19 protein-coding genes are annotated in these 20,578 nt (G+C 64.0%); 12 read left to right on the plus strand and 7 right to left on the minus strand.

Annotation, left to right across the window (positions count from 1 at the left end):
• Positions 1–4 precede the first annotated feature (4 nt).
• The 7 genes from CFR80_RS05815 to CFR80_RS05845 all read right to left on the minus strand — a co-directional run bounded on the left by CFR80_RS05815 (position 5) and on the right by CFR80_RS05845 (position 8,845).
• Positions 5–1,141, minus strand: coding sequence for an MlaE family ABC transporter permease (locus tag CFR80_RS05815; protein WP_010515163.1), 1,137 nt, complete (start codon positions 1,139–1,141; stop codon positions 5–7).
• A 208-nt stretch (positions 1,142–1,349) separates the two neighbouring features.
• Positions 1,350–2,420, minus strand: coding sequence for a hypothetical protein (locus CFR80_RS05820; protein WP_010515161.1), 1,071 nt, complete (start codon positions 2,418–2,420; stop codon positions 1,350–1,352).
• Positions 2,417–3,151 (minus strand): 2OG-Fe dioxygenase family protein, encoded by a 735-nt coding sequence (locus CFR80_RS05825; RefSeq protein WP_010515160.1) that lies wholly within the window; start codon positions 3,149–3,151, stop codon positions 2,417–2,419. Before CFR80_RS05825 ends, CFR80_RS05820 begins: the two co-directional genes overlap by 4 nt.
• Complete coding sequence (locus CFR80_RS05830) at positions 3,144–5,702, minus strand: mechanosensitive ion channel family protein (RefSeq protein WP_258367737.1); 2,559 nt, start codon at positions 5,700–5,702, stop codon at positions 3,144–3,146. The genes CFR80_RS05825 and CFR80_RS05830 overlap by 8 nt, the downstream gene beginning before the upstream one ends.
• A gap of 190 nt (positions 5,703–5,892) precedes the next feature.
• On the minus strand, positions 5,893–6,486 hold the full coding sequence (locus CFR80_RS05835; protein WP_010515157.1) for an RDD family protein: 594 nt from the start codon (positions 6,484–6,486) through the stop codon (positions 5,893–5,895).
• A gap of 117 nt (positions 6,487–6,603) precedes the next feature.
• Positions 6,604–7,839, minus strand: a complete 1,236-nt coding sequence (argJ, locus tag CFR80_RS05840) for a bifunctional glutamate N-acetyltransferase/amino-acid acetyltransferase ArgJ (protein WP_010515156.1) — start codon at positions 7,837–7,839, stop codon at positions 6,604–6,606.
• Positions 7,840–7,939: 100 nt separating this feature from the next.
• Positions 7,940–8,845, minus strand: coding sequence for a peptidylprolyl isomerase (locus CFR80_RS05845; RefSeq protein ID WP_029329577.1), 906 nt, complete (start codon positions 8,843–8,845; stop codon positions 7,940–7,942).
• A 246-nt stretch (positions 8,846–9,091) separates the two neighbouring features.
• Here CFR80_RS05845 and secA point away from each other — a divergent pair, with 246 nt between their 5' ends.
• The 12 genes from secA (at position 9,092) to CFR80_RS05905 (ending at position 20,536) form a co-directional block, all read left to right on the plus strand.
• A complete protein-coding gene (gene secA / locus CFR80_RS05850) occupies positions 9,092–11,833 on the plus strand; it encodes a preprotein translocase subunit SecA (RefSeq protein ID WP_110507163.1) in 2,742 nt (913 codons plus the stop codon).
• 59 nt (positions 11,834–11,892) lie between these two features.
• Positions 11,893–12,642: a YebC/PmpR family DNA-binding transcriptional regulator gene (locus tag CFR80_RS05855; protein ID WP_010515152.1), complete on the plus strand. Its 750-nt coding sequence runs from the start codon at positions 11,893–11,895 to the stop codon at positions 12,640–12,642.
• Positions 12,643–12,650: 8 nt separating this feature from the next.
• Positions 12,651–13,157, plus strand: a complete 507-nt coding sequence (ruvC, locus tag CFR80_RS05860) for a crossover junction endodeoxyribonuclease RuvC (RefSeq protein ID WP_010515151.1) — start codon at positions 12,651–12,653, stop codon at positions 13,155–13,157.
• Entirely contained in the window at positions 13,154–13,774 is a 621-nt protein-coding gene (gene ruvA / locus CFR80_RS05865) for a Holliday junction branch migration protein RuvA (protein ID WP_010515149.1), read from the plus strand. The genes ruvC and ruvA overlap by 4 nt, the downstream gene beginning before the upstream one ends.
• Entirely contained in the window at positions 13,771–14,832 is a 1,062-nt protein-coding gene (gene ruvB / locus CFR80_RS05870; protein WP_010515148.1) for a Holliday junction branch migration DNA helicase RuvB, read from the plus strand. The genes ruvA and ruvB overlap by 4 nt, the downstream gene beginning before the upstream one ends.
• Positions 14,819–15,238, plus strand: coding sequence for a YbgC/FadM family acyl-CoA thioesterase (locus tag CFR80_RS05875; protein ID WP_010515147.1), 420 nt, complete (start codon positions 14,819–14,821; stop codon positions 15,236–15,238). Before ruvB ends, CFR80_RS05875 begins: the two co-directional genes overlap by 14 nt.
• A 201-nt stretch (positions 15,239–15,439) precedes the next feature.
• Positions 15,440–16,105 (plus strand): protein TolQ, encoded by a 666-nt coding sequence (gene tolQ / locus CFR80_RS05880; RefSeq protein ID WP_010515145.1) that lies wholly within the window; start codon positions 15,440–15,442, stop codon positions 16,103–16,105.
• A 2-nt stretch (positions 16,106–16,107) separates the two neighbouring features.
• Positions 16,108–16,542 (plus strand): protein TolR, encoded by a 435-nt coding sequence (gene tolR / locus CFR80_RS05885; protein ID WP_010515144.1) that lies wholly within the window; start codon positions 16,108–16,110, stop codon positions 16,540–16,542.
• A gap of 30 nt (positions 16,543–16,572) precedes the next feature.
• Positions 16,573–17,565, plus strand: coding sequence for a hypothetical protein (locus CFR80_RS05890; protein ID WP_029329575.1), 993 nt, complete (start codon positions 16,573–16,575; stop codon positions 17,563–17,565).
• A 30-nt stretch (positions 17,566–17,595) separates the two neighbouring features.
• The gene (gene tolB / locus CFR80_RS05895; protein WP_010515142.1) at positions 17,596–18,963 is read left to right on the plus strand and encodes a Tol-Pal system beta propeller repeat protein TolB; all 1,368 of its coding nucleotides are present in this window, start codon (positions 17,596–17,598) and stop codon (positions 18,961–18,963) included.
• 247 nt (positions 18,964–19,210) lie between these two features.
• Positions 19,211–19,681, plus strand: coding sequence for a peptidoglycan-associated lipoprotein Pal (gene pal, locus CFR80_RS05900; protein WP_010509121.1), 471 nt, complete (start codon positions 19,211–19,213; stop codon positions 19,679–19,681).
• Positions 19,682–19,792: 111 nt separating this feature from the next.
• Positions 19,793–20,536, plus strand: coding sequence for a tol-pal system YbgF family protein (locus tag CFR80_RS05905; protein WP_010515141.1), 744 nt, complete (start codon positions 19,793–19,795; stop codon positions 20,534–20,536).
• The last annotated feature ends 42 nt before the right edge of the window (positions 20,537–20,578 follow it).

Here is a 20,578-nt window from a genome sequence, read left to right on the forward strand (position 1 = left end):
GCGGTCAGATCCCGATGACATTGGCGATAACCGCGAAGATCGCATCCAGTGCGATCACGCCCACAATGCCCACGACCACGGCCTTGGTCGCGGCAATGCCAACGTCAGCGGCGCTGCGTCCGGCCTTCAGTCCGATACGGCAGCTGGTCAGGCCGACAAATGTGCCGAATACGAAGCTCTTGATGAAACCGAACGTGAACTGGTCCAGCGGCAGCGCCTGGATCGTTTCGTGGAAATAGCCCAGTGGCGATACGTCCAGCATGATATAGGACACAAAGAACCCGCCCAGCATGCCGATCAGGCAGCCGTACAGGTAGAGCAGCGGCATGGTGAAGGCGAGGGCGAGCACCGACGGCAGGATCAGGTAACTGGAAACCGGAATGCCGAAAACCTGCAGCGCGTCGATTTCCTCATTGGCCTGCATGGTGGAAATGCGCGCGGCATAGGCGCCGCCGGTACGTCCGGCCATGATGATGGCGGTCATGACAGCCGACATCTCGCGCACCATGGCAATGGCCACAAGGCTTGCGACATAGATGTCAGCCGCGAATTTATGCAGTTCCACCGACCCGACGAAGGCCAGGATCGCGCCGACCAGGAAGTTCACCACGCCCACGATCAGCAGTGCCGCCGGACCCGCGGCATTCAGGTCGGACATGAGGTCGACGGTGCGCATCATCCCGCGCCCGACCAGCGAGGCCAGCCCCCCCTTGGCCGCCGCCGTGCCCATTTCGCTGACACAGCCCACTTCGTTCAGGGTGTCGAGTGTAAACTGCCCCACGGCCGCCACCGGGGCGAAATGATGGGGTGGCGGGGGCGTTGGTTCGGGCGGGATTTCGGGCAGCAGGTCCAGCAGCTTGTGCGCGGATTCCGGCAGGGTGTTGGTATCGACGTTCACATGGGCTTCACGCGCGCTGCGCTTGAGTTCCCACAGGAAGCTGATCAGCGAGGTATCCCATTTGCCAAGCTGGTCGGTGCTGAATTCGACCGGCTCACCATGCGGCACGTCTTTCAGCGCATCGGCGGGAAAGGCGGGCGTACGTCCTTCCTGTGCAATCCAGTCCCCAGACAGGGTGACAAGGGTCCGGTTCGCCTCGGGCTGAAGATGCCATTGCGGCGCACCATTGACGGACGTATTCACCAGCCTCTCCAACCTCAGTGCCGCAACCTTGCCCGTCCGGTTACGGGGGCGGCATGCACAAAACAATCCCCGTCCATCTTACATGACTGCGTCGCGCATGCGCATGGCGGGCATCTCACGGTATCCTGTTTTCCATACCAGATGACCCGCCCGGCACAAGCCCCGCCGGCGTGGAGGCTCCGCGATGGCAGCGCATGGCTTTGCCCCGTTACCGGTCCATGCGGGGCAGGCCCGGCGGGTCATGCAGGATGTCCAGCGCCGGGTCTGCAGGCGGTTTCCCATGTATGACAGCACCCATGTCCGTCATCACGCGCTGGGCGGTGGGCATGCGGTAATGCAGGGGATCCCAGAAATTATCGCGGTTTTCCGTCAATGCGCTGTCATGGTTGAAATCAAGGGCAACCACGTTGGGCTGGTGGGCGGCAATCCGTTCCACCCCCAGCCTGCATGCCTGCAGCCGGGCCGCCGCAATGCCCCCCGTCGTTCCGTGCAGGAATGCCGATGCGGGTGGAAACCACAGGATGCGGATGGTGGAGGCAGGCATGCGCCCGACCATTGAATCCAGCAGCGCCATGGTGGCCGGTGGCGTGTCGGCCATGCCAGGCGGGGCGGGGCTGTTATCCGGTGGCGACCAGTGGTCGAATGCGGCCTGTACCCGTCCCCGCAACTGGTCGTACCGGTCATCGGGCGGCACGAAACTGGTGTAGCCATCGGTGCCGAAACGCTGTTTCTTCTGTCCGGTCAGCCACAGGAACTGATTGGCGGCTTCCTGCAGGGCATACAGGCTGGCCATGTGCAGGTAGCCGGTCCATGCGGGGTGGCCGTACATCCATTCCGGCCACGGACGGTTGGGGGATGTCAGGCTGCCAGGGCGTTCATGGCACCAGGCGGCGTCCACGCCGATCATGACAATGCGCGGGGCGGGATGGGCGCGCAGGAAGGTATCGAGTTCACGCGCCTGTTCCCACGGGCTTGCGCTGTTCATGGCCATGTTCAGGAAATGCGTGCCCAGGGCACGGTCCATCACGGCGGGCTGGATCAGCCGGCTGGTGGATGTGCCCAGCATGACGGAATCAAACCGGGGGTCACGCGCCAGCGCGGGCATGGTGTAACGGGCGTTGGACGTAACGGGTATGCGGGGCAGGCGGGGGGAAAAGGGCAGCACGTCCCATGGGTCAACCGTTACGATGAACAGGTAGAGCCCGCCCCCCACCGCCAGCATGACCGCCAGTGCAAGCCGGCAGAAGTGTCGCCACGCCCCTGCCTGCACCGGCGTCATTGATGGCGGAATGTCACGACCAGTACGTCACGATAGGCCGGTCGTGTGGGATCAAGGGGACGCACCGCGGTGACCCCGTGATAGACGCGGTTGTCATTGACCACCGCCGTATCCAGCGGCTGGTCCAGCATGAAACTGCCCACCAGGGTGCGCTGGAGATCATGGATGGCGGTTTCGCCCGACATGACGTTCTCGCGCCGGATCATCACGACCACGACCCAGTCCACGCCATCACGGTGCAGCCCTTCGGGTGTCGGCTGACCGGGGCTGTCTCCCTGCGCTTCGATGCGGAACTGGTGGATTTCGGTATGCCATGTATCGGGCATGACGGCCGGATCGGTCAGGTCGGTTACGATCCGGTGCATGAGCCGCAGTATGGCGACCAGCGCCGGATGCGTCCCCATTTCCGGTTCCACCGCGCGGAACCAGCGTTCGATGCCGCCATTCAGTTCGTTATAATCGCGGCTCTGGTAATGGGGCTGGTGTTTCTTGCGCTGGATGCCATCGGCGCTGATGGCGAAGGTGGCATGACGGCGGCGGCGGTACCGGCCGCCATCCGCCATGTAGCGGTCCAGTCCCAGCCGGTTCCAACTGCTGGCGAAGCTGGCCCAGTCACGCAGGCCATACTGTTCCAGCAGGGGGCGCATGTCCCCCGCCGGCACGAAGGCGTAGCCATCCCTGCGCAGGGGGGATTCCAGTTCCGCCAGCAGCATGGGCGTTCCATCAGCCATGGGAAGGGTTATTTCCCTTGGGGCTGGTGGCGTCCTTGCCGTCCCCGTCATCCGCCTTTGGGGCGGCGGCCTTGGGTGCATCAGGCTGCGCGTTGTGCGCGGCGAGGATGGCGGCGGGATTTTCCTCCATGTTCATGCGCAGGGCGCCACTGGGCGCATTGGCCAGCATGTTGACCGAGGTCGGGATCGGGAAGGCGACCTTTTCCTTCACCATGCGCGCGCCCAGGCGGGCATAGTATTCACGATAGACCTTCCACTTGGCCCCCGCCGCCGTACGGATGGAACCAAGGAACTTGGCCCCGTTTCCGTCCGCCTGCTCAACACCCAGGAACGAGAAGTCGGACTTGATCAGCGGGCCATAGACGGGGTCCTTGCGCAGCAGGCCCAGTTCGTCCTTCAGGATCGCAGCAACGCGATGCGGATCTTCCGACAGGTCCAGCATGAAGCTGACCACCACAAGGTTGTAATCGCGCGAGGTATTGGCGATCGACGTCACGGAGGAGAACGGGATGATATGCAGGTCCCCGTTGACCGCGCGCAGCCGCAGGGTGCGGATCGACAGGTGTTCCACCGTACCCGCGACGCTGCCCGCCGTGACCCAGTCGCCCACCTGCATCGCATTTTCCACCAGCATGAAGAAGCCGGTAATGAAGTCCTTGACCAGGCTCTGTGAACCGAAGGCGATGGCGGCACCCATGATGCCCGCACCGGTCAGCAGCGGGGCGACGTTGATGCCGATCTGCGACAGCGTGGTCACGGTCACGATGATGATGATGAAGGTCAGCAGCACCGTGCGGATGATCGGCAGCACCGTGCGCAGCCGGGTGGCGCGGGATGCCTGGTCCGATGTCTCGAACCGGGTGATCTGGTTCTGCAACGTGGCGTTGGCCACTTCCCACACCACGATGGCGATGGTGTAGGCGACCATGATCGTCAGCATGGCGCCCACGATCTTCGGACCCAGCGAGCCATGCAGGAAGAAGCGGATGGCGGGCAGGCCCCACGACTGCAGCAGCAGCACGACGGTCACGAATGTCAGCAGCACCGACAGCGTACGCCGGGCCATGGGATAGTAGTAGTCCACGCGGGCCTGCAGGCCGGGGTACCGCTTTTCAGTGGCTTCAGGCACATGGAAAATCTTGTTCTGCAGGCTGAATGCCAGGACCGACAGCAGCCGCGCGCCAAGAATGACCACAATGGTCAGCGACAGCGTGCGCAGGATCCATGCATAGCCGCCACGGATCTGGGTCGCCCATACCAGCCACAGCGCGAAGTCGAAGAACATGGCCGGGATCCACCAGAACCGGACCATCCTGCCCACGAACATCCAGAACGGCTTTTCGCGCAGGCGGCCCGATGGCTGCAGGGCCGCGCCCACATGGTGGCGGATGCGCCAGATGAAGATCGCGATCAGGATATGTTCGATCAGCACCACGGCGCGGATGATGGCTTCCGTGCCGCGTGCGGGCATGTCGAACACGCCGCCCAGCGTGGACAGGCAGACCACGATGGACGGCGCCGCGACAAGGAAGTTCCACCACCGCGTGACCATGCGCGCCGTCGCGTCCGATGCGCTGCACAGGCGGATGGTGGGCGAGTGGGGAACGAATACCGTTTCCAGCAGCAGATAGATCACGCGCGCGATGACATAGGCGTTCGTCAGCGTGATGGTGACCATCGCGGCCTGATGGGTGGAGGTGAACAGGGCGGACGCGCCATAGCCCAGCCCGCAGAACAGGGCGACCGGCATCAGCTTGATCAGCAGGTGCAGCAGCGAATAGGGGATGCGCGTGATGATGCGCAGCGTTTCGTGCTGCTGGCGGTCATCCTGCTGCCGGGTCTGTTCGGTCTGCTGTTCGGCCTTGGCATCGGCGGAGGATGCGGGCGGCGGGGCGGGCTGGTCGTTATCCGCCTGGTCTTCATGCGTCAGGCGCTGGTTCAGGCGCTGTTCGGTCGCGACCGCGCGCGCGGTGACACCCGCCAGCGGCTTGCGCATGGCGATGGACAGCGCACGTTCGGCAACAAGGGCCAGGATGAAGATGATGCTGGCACGTCCCATCGCATCCAGCAGGATCCGGCGCGAATCCGCATTGGACAGGATGGAATGGACCCACCGGCCCACAAAGGCCAGATCCTTGAACAGCGCCATAAAGTTCTGGCCCTGCTGCAACGCGACATCGCGTATGTGGGTCAGTTCGTTCATGGTTTCGCTGCTGATGCTGTCGGGTTCAAGCGACACATCGGCGGGGGCAGCGGCTTTTTTCGCAGGGGCGGGTGCGGCAGCGGCCGGCTTGGGCGCGGGCAGCCCCTTGGCTATGGCATCAAGGGTGCGGGTGAACTCCTCGCGCTTCTGCGGGTCGTTCATGACCGACAGGACCTGCTGTGCCTGCTGGCTGGTTATGCCCTGCGCGGGGGCGGTGGTGTCCGCCGCGCGGGCCTGCATGGCCATGGGCAGCAGAGCCAGCATGAAGGCCGCCAGCAATGTCAGGATGCGGCCCCGTCTGGACCGGGTGGGGGCAGGATGGACCGTTGTCGCGTAATGGGCCGACATGCCGATTGTTCACCTCCTTGGAAATCCGGGAACCCTGCGCAGCGTTGCCCGGGGCCCCTCACCGTAACACCAAAACGCCCGCGCGCATTCCTGCGCGGGGCGGGCCGTCATGCTGCGGGAAAAACATTCAATATCAGAATAGAAGGCCGGCAGACGGGACAAGGTTGCATTTTTGTCATGTTTTTTTGTGTCAGCCGCCCCATTGTGGCGGCAGCGGCGCAGGCGCGCGCGCTTCGCGCCGGATCACGCAGGTGCCCGCCAGGATGTCATGCAGCCCCTGCTTGCGCTGCGTCCACATGACCATGAGGAAACCCACCCCACAGATCAGGGCCGACAGGTATTTGCCAAAATACCGCCCTGCCGCCCGCAGCGCCGTGATGCGGTTGCCATACAGGTCGGTCACACGCATGCGGCACAGGATCTTGCCCGGCGTGGCCTGCAGGGATGATGCCTCGAACACGATGTAGTACGCGGCGGGCAGCAGCAGGGTGATCAGTTCGAACAGCCCGTTGCCGTTCCAGTGCAGGTGGGGCGTGCTGGAAACGATGGTGTAGTCTGCTGGCTGGATATAGGAAATCCGGTAATCGCCCCCGCTGCCCCCGGTCGATTGCGGGTCGAATATGGAGATCGAGAGGCTGGGCGGCACCAGCAGCATGCCCAGTAGCCCCAGAAGCGCCCACAGCACGATGGAATCGATCACATAGGCCACGACCCGGATCCAGAACCCTCCATAGGTCCAGACATCCTGTTGGGTGGAGGCAGGGCGGAAAAACGGGTTTGTCATGCAGGCTGTTCCTGTCTGGCAGACGTGATGGGTATACCACCACAGCAATGCCATTGCTGCGTGCACAACGGAACAGGAAAAAAACGCACGCCCGCAATCAGGCGCCCGGCAGGCGCCTTAGCTGCGATAGGACCCGTTGATGTTGATATAGCCGTGCGTCAGGTCACAGCCCCATGCCTGTGCAGTGCCGTTGCCCAGACCCAGGTCGATCGTAATCTCGATTTCCTGTCCGCGCATGTGCGCGACCACGGGCGTTTCATCGTAATCATGCACGACGGTGCCGTTCCGGGCGATCCATGTTCCGCCAATACCGACCGACAGCGTATCGCGGTTGGCGGGTTCGCCACATTTGCCGACCGCCATGACGACGCGGCCCCAGTTGGCGTCTTCCCCCGCAACGGCGGTCTTGACCAGCGGGGAATTGGCGACCGCCATGGCGACGCGGTGGGCCGAGTCATCGGACACCGCGCCCGTGACGACGATGTGCATCATCTTCGTGACGCCCTCGCCATCGCGGATCACCAGCAGGGCAAGTTCCAGCAGCAGGGAATCAAGTGCCGTGCGGAAGTCCGCCAGATGCGGGGACTGCGCATCCTCGATCTCCACATTGCCCGCCTGTCCCGTGGCGAACAGCAGGATCATGTCGGAGGTGGAGGTGTCCGAATCCACCGTAATGCAGTTGAAGCTGCGGTTGACGCCATCAGACAGCAGGGACTGGATCACGCCCGCGGGCAGCTTCGCATCGGTTGCGATGAAGGATAGCAGGGTGGCCATGTCGGGTGCCACCATGCCGCTGCCCTTGACGATGCCCTGGATCCGCACCGTGGTCTCCCCGATGCGTGCCGTGCGGGTCGCGGCCTTGGGGAAGGTGTCGGTGGTCATGATGCCGCGCGCGGCGTCCGCCCAGCCGTTATCCGACAGGGTGGCGTACAGGCCGGGCAGTGCCGCCGAAATCTTCTGGTAGGGCAGGATTTCACCGATCACACCGGTGGAGGCGAGGAAAACCTCGCTTGCGGCACAGTTGACCAGACGCGCTGCATCGGCAGCGTTGGCCTGTGTCGCCTCGAACCCTGCGCGGCCGGTAAACACGTTGGCGTTCCCGGCATTGACCACCAGCGCGCGCGCACGGCCATCGGCCATGGCGGCGCGGCACCAGTCCACCGGCGCACCAGGGCACTTGCTGCGGGTATAGACGCCTGCGACGGTCGTGCCCGGCGCGAATTCCGCCATCACCAGGTCGGTGCGCCCCGTGTAGCGGATGCCCGCCGCTGTTGCGCCAAAACGCACCCCCGCCACGGGCGGAAGTTCAGGCAGTGGCCGGGCAAGGGGGGAGACGGGCAGGGCGTTGGCCATGGTCGGTCAGGATCCTGGGATGACAGCGGGAAATGGGGAATGGATAAACAGCTGGCGCGGGCGGGAACACGGTTGTGCGCCCGCCCGCGCCACGTCCGGGTCAGTGGGCCGCGGGCTGTTCAGGCAGCGGCTTGCCATCGGGGCCGTAGCGCACGACCTTGACCTGCGCCAGGGCGTTGCTGACGGCTTTCTGCACGCCTTCCTGGATCAGCTTCTGGCGGATCTGGTCGCGGGTTGCGTCCAGCGTGGGCGTGGGCGCGGTGCGCTTGCCCAGCACCTGGATCACATGCCAGCCGTACTGGGTATGGACCGGGGTCTGGCTGAAGGTGTTGGGCTGCATGGCCGATGCCGCATCCCAGAAGGTCGGCAGCATGTCGCCCTTCTTGAACCAGCCCAGGTCGCCGCCATTCTGCTTGGCCGATCCGGGGTCCTTGGACAGCTTGGTGGCCAGCTGGCCAAAGTCGGCGCCGGCCTTCAGCTGCTTGATGACGTCATTGGCCTCGGCCTCGGTCTGCACCAGGATGTGGCGGGCGTGGATTTCCTCGGCGCCCGGCTTGTTGGCGTAGTTCTTGTCGTAATACGCCTTGACCGCGTCATCGGTCAGTGTGGGGGCGACCTGCGCGGACAGATAGGCATTCTGCAGCGCATTCTGCGCGGCCTGCTGCATCTGCTGCTGGACGTCGGGCTGCTTGTCCAGCCCGGCCTTGGCGGCCGCGACCTGGATGGCGCGCTGGTCCACAAGCTGGTTGAGCAGGATCGGCACGATGATGTTGTCGGGCAGCTTGCGCAGCTGCTCGGGCATCGTGGCCATGGCCTGCCGCACGTCATTGAGGCGGATGTCCTGCCCGTTCACGCTGGCGAGGAGCGGATTCTGGTCCGCCGTGGCCGGCGCAGCGGGCTTGGCCGCCGCCGGCGCGGGCGACGCCGCGAGTGCAGGAGGGACAATGAAAGAAGAAGCAAGCAGGGCCATCGTTGCGACAGCCTTTGCCGGACTGATAGTCCGCATGTGCAAAAAACCCTAGTTATGAACGCGTTCGGCAGGCATCATGGCGAAGGGCGGCCCGACCTGCAAGGGCCGGATGCGATATGGCCGTTTTCCCCCGTTTCCGCCATGGCGCTGCGGTCCATCGGTTGACCAGTGGCGGCGTGGGTCCTATCTCATGTCTCCGCGCGAGAATTTTATCCGCCAAGCCTGCCCCCGCCCAGCCGGTCCGCTGCGGGCGTGCGGGACTGTCATTCCGGGAAGGTCTTCATGTTCGCCAGTATTGCCCGCGCCCTGTTCGGAACCGCCAATGACCGGGCGCTGAAATCGTACCAGCGGCGTGTGCCCGCGATCAACGCGCTGGAACCCCAGGTCCAGGCGCTGGACGATGCAGCCCTTGCCGCCAAGACGACCGAGTTCCGTGAACGCCTTGCCAGGGGCGAAACACTGGATGCCCTGCTGCCCGAAGCCTTTGCCGTCTGCCGCGAGGCTTCGAAGCGCGTGCTGGGCATGCGGCATTTCGATGTGCAGCTGATTGGTGGCATGGTCCTTCATGATGGCAAGATTGCGGAAATGCGCACGGGTGAGGGCAAGACCCTTGTCGCGACGCTTGCCGTCTATCTCAGCGCGCTGGCGGGCAAGGGCGTGCATGTCGTGACCGTCAACGACTACCTCGCCAGCCGCGATGCCGACCAGATGGGCGCGCTGTACAACTTCCTCGGCCTGAGCGTGGGCGTGGTCGTGCCCAACATGCCTGAGGATGAGCGGCGCGCCGCCTATCGTGCCGACATAACCTACGGCACCAACAATGAATTCGGTTTTGACTACCTGCGCGACAACATGAAGTACCGCGTGGAGGACATGGTCCAGCGGCCGTTCCACCATGCCATCGTCGATGAGGTCGACTCGATCCTGATCGATGAGGCGCGCACCCCGCTCATCATCTCCGGCCCTGCCGAGGACAGTTCCGACCTGTACCGTGCCGTGGACGAGGTGATGGTCGCCCTGGTGGCCGACCCGGAAACGTACGAGAAGGATGAGAAATTCCGCTCCGTCATCCTGACGGAAAAGGGTGCGGAACAGGTGGAGGACCTGCTGCGCACGGCGGGCGTGCTGCATGAAGGCGGCCTGTATGACAGCCACAACGTGGCGGTGATCCACCATGTCCAGCAGTCGCTGCGCGCGCATACGCTGTTCACCCGCGATGTTGATTACATCGTGCGCGGTGGCAAGGTGATCATCATTGACGAGTTCACCGGCCGCATGATGGAAGGCCGCCGGTATTCGGACGGCCTGCACCAGGCGCTGGAAGCCAAGGAACATGTCGAGGTCCAGCAGGAAAACCAGACCCTGGCCTCGATCACGTTCCAGAACTACTTCCGCATGTATCCCCGCCTGTCGGGCATGACCGGCACGGCCATGACGGAAGCGGACGAATTCGCGGACATCTACAAGCTCGACGTGATCGAGATCCCGACCAACCTGCCCGTCGCGCGCAAGGATGATGATGACGAGGTCTATCTGACCGCGCGGGAGAAATACGAGGCGGTCGCCAGCCTGATACAGGAGATCAGCAGGACATCCGGCCAGCCGGTGCTGGTGGGCACGACGTCGATCGAGAAGAGCGAATACCTCTCCTCCCTGCTGCGTCAGCACGGCATCAGGCACAATGTCCTCAACGCCCGCTTCCATGAACTCGAGGCCGAGATCGTGGCGCAGGCCGGTGCACCCGGGGCGATCACGATCGCGACCAACATGGCCGGGCGCGGCACCGACATCAAGCTGGGCGGTAATGTGGACATGCTGATCCACCAGCGCCTTGCCGGCATCGAGGATCCCGAGGAACGCGCCCGGCGCGAGCAGGAACTGCGCGAGACGGTGGCGCGTGATCACGACATCGTGCGCAAGGCTGGTGGCCTGTACGTCATCGGCACCGAACGGCATGAAAGCCGCCGTATCGACAACCAGCTGCGTGGCCGTGCGGGCCGTCAGGGTGATCCGGGCAATTCGCGCTTCTTCATCTCGCTTGAAGATGACCTCATGCGCATCTTCGGCACCGACCGCATGGGCAACATGCTGCAGAAGCTGGGCCTGAAGGAAGGGGAGGCCATCGTCCATCCCTGGATCAACAAGGCCCTTGAGCGCGCGCAGAAAAAGGTCGAGGCCCGCAACTTCGACATGCGCAAGAACACGCTCAAATATGATGACGTGATGAATGACCAGCGCAAGGAAGTCTATGCCCAGCGCCGGGAATACATGGGGGCGGAAGATGTCTCCCCCATCATCACCGAAATGCGTGAAGACGTGATCCACGACATGGTGGCCCGCTGCATCCCTGAAAAATCCTTCCCCGAACAGTGGCTGAAGGACGAACTGGCGCAGGATGTGCAGGCCACGCTGAACCTGACCCTGCCGATCGCGGAATGGGCGAAGGAGGACGGCGTGGACGCTGGCGTCGTGACCGAACGGATCGAGCAGGCTGCTGCCCAGTCGCAGGCCAGCCGGGCCGCCAATTTCGGCCCCTCGGTCATGCGGTATGTTGAAAAGCAGGTCCTGCTGACCACGTTCGACGCTGTATGGAAGGAACACCTGCTGGCCCTGGACCAGCTGCGCCAGGGCATCGGCCTGCGCGCGTATGGCCAGAAGGACCCGCTGAATGAGTTCAAGCATGAAGCGTTCGAACTGTTCCACGCCATGCTGGACCTGCTGCGGGTGCGCGTAACCTCCACCATGGCGCGGGTGGAAATGGCGCCGCCGCCGATTGACAATCCGTTTGCCGGTGTTGCCGAAATCCACTCTGACCCCGAAGTGCCGGGGCTGGAGAACGAGCCGGGACCCGGCCTGATGCCCGACGCGACGGGCCGCCAGCCGGACCCGTCCATGGCTACGCCCATTGGCGCGGCGGCGGTCATGCCCGATGACCCGTCCAGCTGGGGCGAGGTCTCGCGCAATGCGCCGTGCCCCTGCGGGTCGGGCAAGAAATACAAGCACTGCCACGGGCGGCTGGTCTGACCAGCTGCCCCGGGGTGGACAGACAAGAACGATAGACGAAACAGGATCAGGGACGAACGATGGCGGGTCATTCCCAATTCAAGAACATCATGCACCGCAAGGGAGCGCAGGACGCCAAGCGGGCCAAGCAGTTTGCCAAGGTCATCCGTGAAATCACCGTGGCCACGCGTGAGGGCATGCCCGACCCGGCCATGAACCCGCGCCTGCGTGCCGCCATTTCCGCCGCGCGTGAAGTCAACATGCCCAAGGACACGGTCGAACGCGCGATCAAGAAGGCATCTGGTGCCGGTGGTGGCGATGACTATACGGAAGTCCGGTACGAAGGCTACGGCCCCGCCGGTGTCGCCGTGATCGTGGAAGGGCTGACCGATAACCGCAACCGTACGGCGTCCGATGTCCGTGCCGCGTTTTCCAAGCATGGCGGTTCGCTGGGGGAAACGAACTCGGTCTCCTTCATGTTCACCCGTCTGGGCGTGATCACCTATCCGGCTGATGCGGCCAGCGAGGACGACCTGATCGAGGCGGGCCTTGAAGCCGGCGCCGAGAATGTCGAGACCGTGGACGGCATGCATGAAGTGACCTGCCCGGTCGAATCCTTCTTCGCCGTGCGTGACGCGCTGGAAACCCGCTTTGGCGAACCGGCTTCGGCCAAGCTGGACTGGCGTCCGTCCAATACGGTCGAACTGGATGAAGACAAGGCACGCAGCGTGTTCAAACTGATCGACACGCTGGAAGACCATGATGACGTGCAGGCGGTGTACGCCAATTTCGACGTGCCGGACGACGTGGCCGAAAAGCTGTCGGCCTGATCCGGCCGGTGGTCCGCATCCTTGGTATCGATCCCGGCCTGCGGTTTACCGGCTGGGGGGTCGTGACGGCGCAGGGTAACCGGCTGAGCCATGTGGCCGATGGGGTGATCGCCACCGATTCGGCACTGTCCGTGCCCGAACGCCTGCGCCATCTGCATGATGCGCTGCTGGAACTGGCGCGGAACTTTGCCCCGGATGAAGCTGCGGTTGAGGAAACCTATGTCAACCGCAACGGGGCCGCGACGCTGAAGCTGGGTTATGCCCGCGGGGTGGGGCTGCTGGTGCCGATGCTGCTGGATATTCCCGTGGCCGAATACGGGGCGAAAACGGTCAAGCGTGCCGTGGTCGGCACCGGGGCCGCGACAAAGGAACAGGTCTGCATGATGGTCCGCCGTATCCTGCCCACGGCATTGCTGAAGCGCGCGGACGCGGCGGATGCGCTGGCGGTAGCGATCTGCCACGCCCACCATCGCGCCAGCGCCGCCCACATCGCCAACGCGACGAGGATGGCATGATCGCGCAGCTGCGCGGCCTGCTGGCGCAGGTGGAGGCGGATCGCTGCGTCATTGACGTCAATGGCGTCGGCTATCTGGTGCAGGCATCCAGCCGCACGCTGGCCGCACTTCCCCAACCGCCGGAACTGGCCTGCGTGCTGGTGGAAACCGTGGTGCGGGAAGACGCCATCCTGCTGTACGGTTTTGCCGAGGCATCGGAACGGTCATGGTTCCGCCTGCTGACCACCGTGCAGGGCGTGGGGGCGAAGGTTGCGCTGGCCATCCTGTCGGTCCTGCCGCCGCCGGACCTCATGGCCGCGATCGCGGCGGGAGACAAGACCATGCTGACCCGTGCGGGTGGCGTGGGCGCACGGCTGGCACAACGAATCGTGACCGAACTGCGCGACAAGTGCGACGGGATGCCCACCGGCCTGCCCGCAGGGGTGGCGGTATCGGCGGCGACTGTTGCGGTTCCCACGCCACGCAGCATCGCGGCGGATGCGGTGCTGGCACTGTCCGGTCTTGGCTTCCGCCGTGCCGAGGCGCAGCCCGTGGTGGAACGGGTGATTGGCCGCTTCGAGGACAATGTCGATCTGGATGTCGTGATTCGTGACGCGCTGAAGGAACTGGCCCGATGAGCGAACAGCCCGAGCGTGAGATCGACGCCCGCAGGGGTGAGGAAGACGGCAACGAGGGGTCGCTGCGGCCCCAGACGCTTGATGATTTTACCGGCCAGAAGGCCAGCCGCGAAAACCTTGCCATTTTCATCGCCGCGGCCCGGCAGCGTGGCGATGCGCTGGACCATGTGCTGCTGCACGGGCCGCCGGGACTGGGCAAGACCACGCTGGCGCAGATCGTGGCGCGCGAACTGGGCGTGGGCTTTCGCGCCACATCGGGGCCGGTGATCCAGCGCGCGGGCGACCTGGCGGCGATCCTGACGAACCTGCAGCCGCGCGACGTGCTGTTCATTGATGAAATCCATCGCCTGCATCCATCCATCGAGGAAGTGCTGTACCCGGCGATGGAGGATTTCCAGCTTGACCTGATTATCGGCGAAGGGCCTGCCGCGCGTTCGGTGCGGATCGACCTGGCGCCCTTCACGCTGGTGGCGGCCACCACGCGCGCGGGGCTGCTGGCCACCCCGCTGCGCGATCGGTTCGGCATTCCGCTGCGGCTGGTGTTCTATACTCCGGAAGAACTGTGCCAGATCGTGACCCGGGGCGCGCGCAAGCTGGAATTCGATCTGACGCCGGAAGGGGCGGAGGAAATCGCCCGCCGGTCCCGTGGCACGCCGCGTATCGCGGGCAGGCTCCTGCGCCGGGTGCGTGACTTTGCCGCCGTGGCGCGCGCGGGCAGCGGCCCGGTGGACCGGGCGCTGGCCGATGCCGCGTTGTCGCGGCTGGAAGTCGACTCGATGGGGCTGGATGGCATGGACCGCCGTTACCTGCGCCGGATTGCCGAATACCACCATGGTGGCCCTGTGGGCGTGGAAACGCTGGCGGCCGCCCTCGCGGAAGCGCGTGACACACTCGAGGACGTGATCGAGCCGTACCTGATTCAGGAAGGGCTTGTGCTACGGACAAGCCGTGGGCGCATGCTGGGCGAACGGGGCTGGCGACACCTGGGGTTGCAACCCCCCGCCCGCGCGCCCGGACAGGGTGACCTGCTGGGGGATGGGATTGATGGTACAACATAATATCGACTTCCGTATCTATTACGAGGACACGGATGCGGGGGGCGTGGTCTACCATGCCCGCTACCTTGCGCTGGCGGAACGTGCCCGCACGGAAGCCATCCGCGCGCAGGGACAGGCGGCGTCCGACCTGCTGGCCGATTACGGGCTGGCCTTTGTGGTGCGGCATGCGGCCATCGATTACCGCGCGCCGCTGCGGCTGGATGATATCGTGCGCATCACGACTCGCCTGACGGAACTGGGGGCGGCAAGCTGCCGGCTGCTTCAGGATTTTCATCGTGTGGATGGGGAAGGCGGCACGGCATGCGGATCGCTGGATGTCCGTCTGGCCTGCATCCGCGCAGAAGATGGACGTGCTGCCCGATTTCCGCCGCTATGGCGTGATCTGTTACGCGAACTTGTGGCCTGAACCAGACGAAGGCATGCAGTGTGCATGTGCTTTTCGTGCCATGGGTTGACCGGGATGCAAGGCTGTGCGGAAAGCGGGTTGGCCGCGACTTGCTAAAGGGGCAAGTTTCGTGTTTGTGCGAACGGTCAAGGTGGGCAGGAGGTATATTTGGACCAAGCGGTTAACGCGGCGAATCTGGGCGCTGCAGCGGGTGATCTGTCGATGTGGGCGCTGTTCATGCACGCATCGATTGTGGTCAAGCTGGTAATGATTGGCCTGGTAACCTGCAGTGTGATTGTGTGGGCAATCATCTTCGACAAATTCACGACCATCCGCCGGATCAACCGGCAGGCGGATGATTTTGAGGAACGCTTCTGGGCCGGTGGCAGCCTGGAAGACCTGTACGAATCCGATGGGGCAAAGCCCGTCCATCCCATGGCCGCAGTCTTTGGCGCGGCAATGGGCGAATGGCGGCGGTCGTCGCGCATTACCGGCATCGATCTGGTGCATGGCGGGGTGCAGGACCGCGTCAACCGCGCCATGGCCATTACCATTACACGGGAAATGGACCGCCTGAACCGGTGGATCATCTTCCTTGCCACCATCGGGCCGGTCGCGCCGTTCATCGGCCTGTTCGGCACGGTGTGGGGGATCATGCATGCCTTCGGGTCGATCGCGGCGATGCACAACACCAATCTGTCTGTCGTGGCGCCGGGTATTTCCGAGGCCCTGTTCGCGACAGCCATCGGTCTTGTCACGGCCATTCCGGCGGTGATCGCCTATAACGTGATCAGCAACAGCATGAGCGTGTTCGAGGACCGGCTGGACGCCTTCGGTACCGAATTCGCCGCCATCCTGTCGCGGCAGTCCGAAGAAAGGGGCGCCTGATCATGGGGGCAAGCCTGAGCGACCTGCGCGGACGCCGGCGCAAGCGGCGCCCCATGGCGGAAATCAACGTCACCCCGCTGGTTGATGTGATGCTGGTGCTGCTCATCATTTTCATGGTGACGGCCCCCATGATGACAAGCGGCGTGAACGTGGACCTGCCCAAGACGGACGCGGCCCCGGTCAATACCGATACCAAGCCGATCACCGTCTCGATCCGGTCCAATGGCGACCTGTACCTGGGCGATGATCCCGTCTCGCCGGACCAGTTGGTGGACCAGTTGAAGGCGGCTGCGCAGAATGACCGCGAACACCGTATTTTCGTACGTGGGGATTCCCATATCGATTATGGCCGGGTGATGCAGATCATGGGCCAGATCACGGCAGGCGGCTTTACGCACGTGGCGCTGCTGGCGCAGCAGCCGCCCGGCGGCCACTGAGCTGAACCAGGTATCGGGAGCCGTCTGATCGTGGTGCCACCGCGTCGTTCCGAACGTATCCTCATGCGGCGCTCCGTCCTGGTGTCAGGCGGGCTGCATGTCGCGCTGCTGCTTGCGGTACTGCTCAGGATGCCGGTGCCGGTTCCCAAGGAACCGCCACCGCCGCCCACGATCGAGATGGAATTCGCAGCCGATACCGGCACGTCGACCCCGCACAAGGGCGACAGGCCTGCGCCCAAGCCTGCCCCGGCGCCCGCGCCGGTTAGGCAGGAGGCGCCACCCGCGCCCACCCCGCCGGAGAAGGCACCGAACGAGGAAGCGGCCCCGCCACCACCGCCACCACCACCCATGCCGCCGCCGCAGCAGGCGCCAAAGCCCGTGCCGGATGCGCCGACGCCGCCGCGTGAACAGCAGCCTTCACCCGATGCGGTGAAGCTGCCGCCCACGCCGCCCAAGGCCGCACCGGCGCAGGCCCATGCCCCGGTTCCCCCGTCGGACCAGCCGGACCCGACGGCAGCGCCCAAGGTGCAGGAGCGGTCAAGCACGACGCAGCCCAACGAGGCGAAGAAGCACGTGCCCGATACGCATTCCCTTCTGGCGACGCTGGATGCCTTCCGTGCGGACCAGAAGCAGACGCATCCGCCCAAGGCGCGCCCCAACCCGCAGCAGGGCGGCGCGCCCGATGGCGGCGGGACGCCGGATGGCGATATCACCAGTGCGCTGAACGCAACGCAGCAGAAGGCGATCGGCAATTCCGTGCGGCGCTGTTATTCGGAAGATACGGCCGCGCGGAATTATGCCCAGTTCGTGGCGCATCTGGTGGTGACGGTCGATGGGACCGGTACGGCGCGACTGGTGGAATTCGCCCCCCAGACACAGGCACAGATGGCGTCGGACCCGTCCTACCGTGCGCTGGCGGAACGCGCGCGTGATGCGGTGCTCAGCCCCACCTGTGCCAAACTGCCCATTCCGCAGAACCTGCTGGGACAGACCAGACAACTGAAATTCGTATTCCGTCCCTGAGATACGGGGAACGAAGGCGAGGAGAGGAAAATGACGTCAAGCGTAAAGCCACTGATCCCCGATGATGATGCCGACCGGCTGGCCGCGGCCTTTGGCCGTCGTGGCTTCATGGGGGCGGGTGTGGCCGGCGGCCTTATGGCCACGCCGCTGTTTGCCGCGGGTGCCGCCCATGCACAGGCGGCGGGCGATGCCGAAATCACGGTGGACCAGGCGCGCACCGCGCCCATTCCCATTGTCCTGCCTTCGCTGGGCAGCGGCGTCGCGCAGCAGATCACGGATGTGATTTCCGCCGATCTTGGGAATTGTGGGCTGTTCCGTCCCATCAGCGCCAGCATGCCGCAGGGCACGCCGGATTTCGGCAGTTACAAGTCCATGGGCGCACGTGCGGCCGTGACCGGAAAGGTCGTGGACCAGGGCGGTAGCCTGCGGGTGGAATTCCGCCTGTGGGATGTCGTGACCGGCAAGCAGGTCCAGGGTACGGCCTATACCGCCGCGTCGCAGGACTGGCGCCGCATTGCGCATGTGATTGCCGATGTGATCTACGGCCGCCTGCTGGGTGAACAGGGCTACTTCAATTCCCGCATTGCGTATATCGCGCGTTCCGGCCCGCGTGCGCGGCAGGTCACGCGGCTTGCCATCATGGATCAGGATGGGGCGGACAGCCGTTACCTGACCAATGGGCAGTGGCTGACGCTGACGCCGCGCTTCAATCCGGCCAATAGTGAACTGGCATTCATGTCGTACGCCAACTACAGGCCGCGTGTTTACCTGTTCAACCTCAATACTGGGCAGCAACGACTTCTGGGTGACTTCTCGGGTATTTCATTCGCCCCGCGTTTCGCGCCCGATGGCCGGTCCGTGGTCCTGTCGGTTACGCGTGGCAGCGGGTCGGACATCTATACGGTGGACCTGGCCACGATGGCGCGGCGGCAGATTACGTCGTCCGGCGCGATTGACACCAGCCCGTCCTACAGCCCCGACGGGTCGCAGATCGTATTCAACTCCGACCGTGGCGGGTCGCCGCAGCTCTATATCATGAGTGCCGCGGGCGGGGATGCGAAACGGATTTCCTATGGTCACGGCCATTACGGGTCGCCAGTGTGGTCACCGCGTGGCGATCTGATCGCGTTTTCGCGTATTGCCAATGGCAGTTTCTCGCTTGGTGTCATGGCGCCTGATGGCACGGGTGAGCGGATCCTGACACAGGGCTTTACTGTGGAAAGCCCGACCTTCTGCCCCAATGGGCGCGTGCTGGCGTTCTGCCGCCAGAGTTCTGCGGGAAGCAATGGTGCCGGATTTGCAACAGGTATCAATACAATTGATATCACCGGTTTCCATGAACGTGCCCTTCCGGCGGGAAGCGCGTCGGACCCCACGTGGTCGCCACTGAACAAGTAAGTTTTTCAATGAGTTGGACAGACAATATTCCGCAACCTAATCATTTAGCAAATGGCGGGTATGTGTTTGTCCAACATTGACTGTGGCCGGGTTTTATCTCTATGGTAACGGCGGTTTCCAGCGATCGCGGGTCTCTGTTGGACAGTTTGTTTGGCAGGACGCAACGAGACTCGGGACCGTTCTATATTTAAATCCGGAAATTCAACAAATGGTTTCAAGTAATGGAACCGATCCAGGATCAAAAGTAATGAAACTGAAGCTTCTCGGTGCGGCCGGCATGGCCCTTTTTCTCGCTGCCTGTTCCGATCATGCGAACAAGAACGTGAACACGGGCGCGGCCACGCAGCAGGTCGGCCCCACCCCGGGCAGTGAAGCTGACCTGGTTGCGACCGCTGGTGACCGTGTGCTGTTCGCCCTGAACCAGAACACGCTGTCGAGCGATGCGAAGGCGACGCTGGACAAGCAGGCGGCGTGGCTTGCCAAGTACCCGCAGGTACACGTGCAGATCGCGGGTAACTGCGATGATCGTGGCACGGAAGAATACAACATCGCGCTGGGTGAGCGTCGTGCCAACGCTGCACATGACTACCTGGTGGCGAAGGGTGTCGATGCGTCGCGCATCACCACCATTTCCTATGGTAAGGACCGTCCGACCGCCGTTGGCGATGACGAAGCATCCTGGGCCCAGAACCGTAACGCCATCACGGCGGTACAGTAAGTTTCTGCCCACGCTTTCGATTGCGTGACAGTTATGGAACCGGCCGGGCGCTTATCGCTCGGCCGGTTTTGTTTTAGGTAGGCATGTCTTGTGTTTCAGAGGGTTTGGTCCATGCGGTCTGTGATGTCATGTTTCCTTTCGGTCCCGTCCCTGTGCCGCCAGTGGGGCAGGGTGGGCATCCTGGCATGTGGCGTGTCGCTGGCATGCGTGGGGCTGGCCCGGGCCGATGACAGCGGCAACCTGACCCTGCAGCTATTGGATCGCGTCAATGCGTTGGAAGACCAGACACGGCAGATGCGTGGCCAGATCGACCAGTTGACCAATCAGGTCCAGCAGCAGAATGCCACGCTCAGCAAGCAGGTGGAGGATATGAACTTCGCCATGCAGCATGGCCATGGTGGCGCGGCAGCCGGTACTGCAATGGCCGCGCCTGCAGCCGCTGCCACGGGCGCAGCACCTGCGGCCGTCAAGCGCACGCCGGATGAGGTGCTGAAAGCCGGGAATGAGGCGCTGCTGAAACAGGATTACGCCACGGCGCAGGCCGATGCGCAGCAGGTCCTGTCCGGTCCCAAGTCACCCCGGCAGGTTGATGCCCAGTACCTTCTGGCGCAGTCGCTGGCGGGGCAGAAACAGTACCGCCAGTCCGCGCTGGCCTATTATGATGCCTATAACCGTGCGCCACACGGACAGCGCGCGCCCAGCGCCCTGCTGGGGGTGGCGGCCACGCTTGTGGCGCTGAATGACAAGGCTTCGGCCTGTCAGGCGCTGGACAAGCTGTCCAGCGAGTTTCCCGAACCCGCCGCCCGTATCAAATCCGCTGAACAGGTCTATCGTAAACGCGCCAAATGTAACTGATTGGCGGGCGGCGCTGGTGACTTCGGCTGAACCGGTCAATCC

Source organism: Komagataeibacter oboediens, from assembly GCF_003207815.1.
GTDB lineage: Bacteria > Pseudomonadota > Alphaproteobacteria > Acetobacterales > Acetobacteraceae > Komagataeibacter > Komagataeibacter oboediens.

Excerpts from the sequence above, each read along its gene's own strand:
- CFR80_RS05820 (WP_010515161.1), bottom strand. The coding sequence starts at position 2,420 with ATGACGCCGGTGCAGGCAGGGGCGTGGCGACACTTCTGCCGGCTTGCA.
- CFR80_RS05825 (WP_010515160.1), bottom strand. The coding sequence starts at position 3,151 with ATGGCTGATGGAACGCCCATGCTGCTGGCGGAACTGGAATCCCCCCTG.
- CFR80_RS05830 (WP_258367737.1), bottom strand. The coding sequence starts at position 5,702 with ATGTCGGCCCATTACGCGACAACGGTCCATCCTGCCCCCACCCGGTCC.
- CFR80_RS05835 (WP_010515157.1), bottom strand. The coding sequence starts at position 6,486 with ATGACAAACCCGTTTTTCCGCCCTGCCTCCACCCAACAGGATGTCTGG.
- argJ (WP_010515156.1), bottom strand. The coding sequence starts at position 7,839 with ATGGCCAACGCCCTGCCCGTCTCCCCCCTTGCCCGGCCACTGCCTGAA.
- CFR80_RS05845 (WP_029329577.1), bottom strand. The coding sequence starts at position 8,845 with ATGCGGACTATCAGTCCGGCAAAGGCTGTCGCAACGATGGCCCTGCTT.
- secA (WP_110507163.1), top strand. The coding sequence starts at position 9,092 with ATGTTCGCCAGTATTGCCCGCGCCCTGTTCGGAACCGCCAATGACCGG.
- CFR80_RS05855 (WP_010515152.1), top strand. The coding sequence starts at position 11,893 with ATGGCGGGTCATTCCCAATTCAAGAACATCATGCACCGCAAGGGAGCG.
- ruvA (WP_010515149.1), top strand. The coding sequence starts at position 13,154 with ATGATCGCGCAGCTGCGCGGCCTGCTGGCGCAGGTGGAGGCGGATCGC.
- ruvB (WP_010515148.1), top strand. The coding sequence starts at position 13,771 with ATGAGCGAACAGCCCGAGCGTGAGATCGACGCCCGCAGGGGTGAGGAA.
- CFR80_RS05875 (WP_010515147.1), top strand. The coding sequence starts at position 14,819 with ATGGTACAACATAATATCGACTTCCGTATCTATTACGAGGACACGGAT.
- tolQ (WP_010515145.1), top strand. The coding sequence starts at position 15,440 with ATGTGGGCGCTGTTCATGCACGCATCGATTGTGGTCAAGCTGGTAATG.
- tolR (WP_010515144.1), top strand. The coding sequence starts at position 16,108 with ATGGGGGCAAGCCTGAGCGACCTGCGCGGACGCCGGCGCAAGCGGCGC.
- tolB (WP_010515142.1), top strand. The coding sequence starts at position 17,596 with ATGACGTCAAGCGTAAAGCCACTGATCCCCGATGATGATGCCGACCGG.
- pal (WP_010509121.1), top strand. The coding sequence starts at position 19,211 with ATGAAACTGAAGCTTCTCGGTGCGGCCGGCATGGCCCTTTTTCTCGCT.
- CFR80_RS05905 (WP_010515141.1), top strand. The coding sequence starts at position 19,793 with ATGCGGTCTGTGATGTCATGTTTCCTTTCGGTCCCGTCCCTGTGCCGC.